Raw genomic sequence first — 1,904 nt, forward strand, 5'->3', positions numbered from 1 at the left:
GAAAACTTGGTTACCTTCTTGTTCATGGCTCCATTCTCTCAAGAGTTGGAGCCTCCACAAAATCCGGGGCGGTTCAAGTAACCCGCGCGTGGACTACGCAACGGACAACATCTGATTTGCGGCTCTAGATAGCGGCAGGCTCGTTGGACGGACCTCTGTAATGCGGTAGCCAACCCGCGAATATCAGTGTGATCGACCGTCGAGATTTACTGCTACGTCGCCCTCAGGAAATTCACATGACATGTACCCGAGAAGCTGAAAACCGATCCCTATTGACTCGTGAAGTCATATCAGTCATATCAGTCATATCAGTCCACAGCAGGCTTTACATGAATTCGAGGCACGGCCATGCAAGATTGCAGTCAGGCTCTTATCCAAGAGTTCGCGGCATTGTTTAGTGAAGTGATCAGTTGCTCTCTCTGAGGCAGAGGGTTTCTGTTTGATGTAGACCTCCCGGCGGTCCGGCGACGATCTGCACTTAATGCCGTCGCTTGTCGCAGTAAAGTTTCACTATTCCGGTTGAGCGCATCGAGTAATGCTAATGCGGGGTTTCTTTCCATAGCTTGCTGTCGCGCTTGATTGAGACTGTTTATCGCGACGTCCAGTCGGTCCAACGACGTTTCGCGGTCGAGGGTCTGCGTCGCGGTCGCAGTGTTGCAGGCACCACTAATGCAACTTCCCATTTTCCCAATCCCCTGAGTTGTAAGTGCCTAAAATCCTACAGGCAGTTGTTCATTCAGTGCCGCGCGCAGCGAAGTTCTCGATTCCATTGCGAACGCAAAGCAGGAGACGATGCGGACGAAGCCGCGCAATCGGTTTTGTCACCTTGACGGGCCAGGTGCAAGTGGGAAAGTAGACATGGAAAAACTAGTGGCCGATGGTGAGCGAACGAAAAGATATAGGGGGAGTTGTCTGATGGCCGAACGGGGACTATCGCTGCCACACTGAGTTTATGAGCTCTGTCGCAATTAGAAGCAACTGATTGCGGGTTTCAAGCAGACTGAAGTTGTATTTGATCAGTAATGCATATGTTTCATGAAATGCATGAGTTGGCAAGACAGGCAACGCGAAGCGGAAGTGTGATTTGCGAAGTGATCGACATGGTAACGACGCGCGCGGCCATGGCGCAATGCGCCGGCGAAGTAGCGACAGGCCGCCCTGAGGGCCGCGATCAGCTGCGGCAGTAGTGCCTCAGGTTGATCATCGTGTAGGCGAGCGTCTTGAGCGCGTAGTGCACGGCACTGATGCGTTCGAAGCGCAGCAGCAGGCGGCGGAAGGTGTCCTCCCAGGCGAACACGCGCTCGATGGTGCTGAAGCGCTCCGCGAAGATGGCCGCGTCGAAATGCCGTCTGCGACCGCGCTTCGGTGCCTTGCGCCCACGCGGGTTCTCGGGAATGTTGGGCCTCATGCCGCGGTTGAAGATCGCACGGCGGTTTTCGCGGCAGTCGTAGACGCCATCCAGACTGACGGTTGAGCCCTGCAGGTTCGCACCAATGGCGCGCGCCATGGCGGTGAGTTTGGGCAGCGCGTCACGCAGCAGGGGTGATTCGTTGCGATTGCCCGGCGCCGTCACGAATGGCGCGATGATGTTGCAGTTGCGATCGCTGAAGGCCACCACCTTGTCGCCCTTCAGATGCTTGTGCCCGCTGTAGCCCAGGTTGTCGCCGCCTTTCTTTGCCGCTGTGGTCGTGCCGTCGCCATGGATGTTCGCGAGGTCGAGGAGCTGGTCCCGATGCAGTTGATCGACCGAGCCCGCGAAGACCCGGTCGATGCTGCCGTCAGCCTGCCAGCGTCGCATGATCCGGTAGATGCGGGTGTGGTGCTTTATTCGGCAGGGTAGGCGCCCAGTTGGTTGCGGACGCAATTAGGCCTTTTTAACGCACTGCGCCTGGCCAAAGGCGTTC

At 56.6% G+C, this 1,904-nt stretch carries 1 protein-coding gene; it reads right to left on the reverse strand.

Annotated features, from left to right (window positions below):
* Nucleotides 1–1,171 precede the first annotated feature (1,171 nt).
* On the reverse strand, nt 1,172–1,864 hold the full coding sequence (locus tag EVC45_RS44335) for a transposase (protein ID WP_248295534.1): 693 nt from the start codon (nt 1,862–1,864) through the stop codon (nt 1,172–1,174).
* Nucleotides 1,865–1,904: the final 40 nt, after the last annotated feature.

Source organism: Paraburkholderia sp. UYCP14C (assembly GCF_004197395.1).
Classification (GTDB): domain Bacteria; phylum Pseudomonadota; class Gammaproteobacteria; order Burkholderiales; family Burkholderiaceae; genus Paraburkholderia.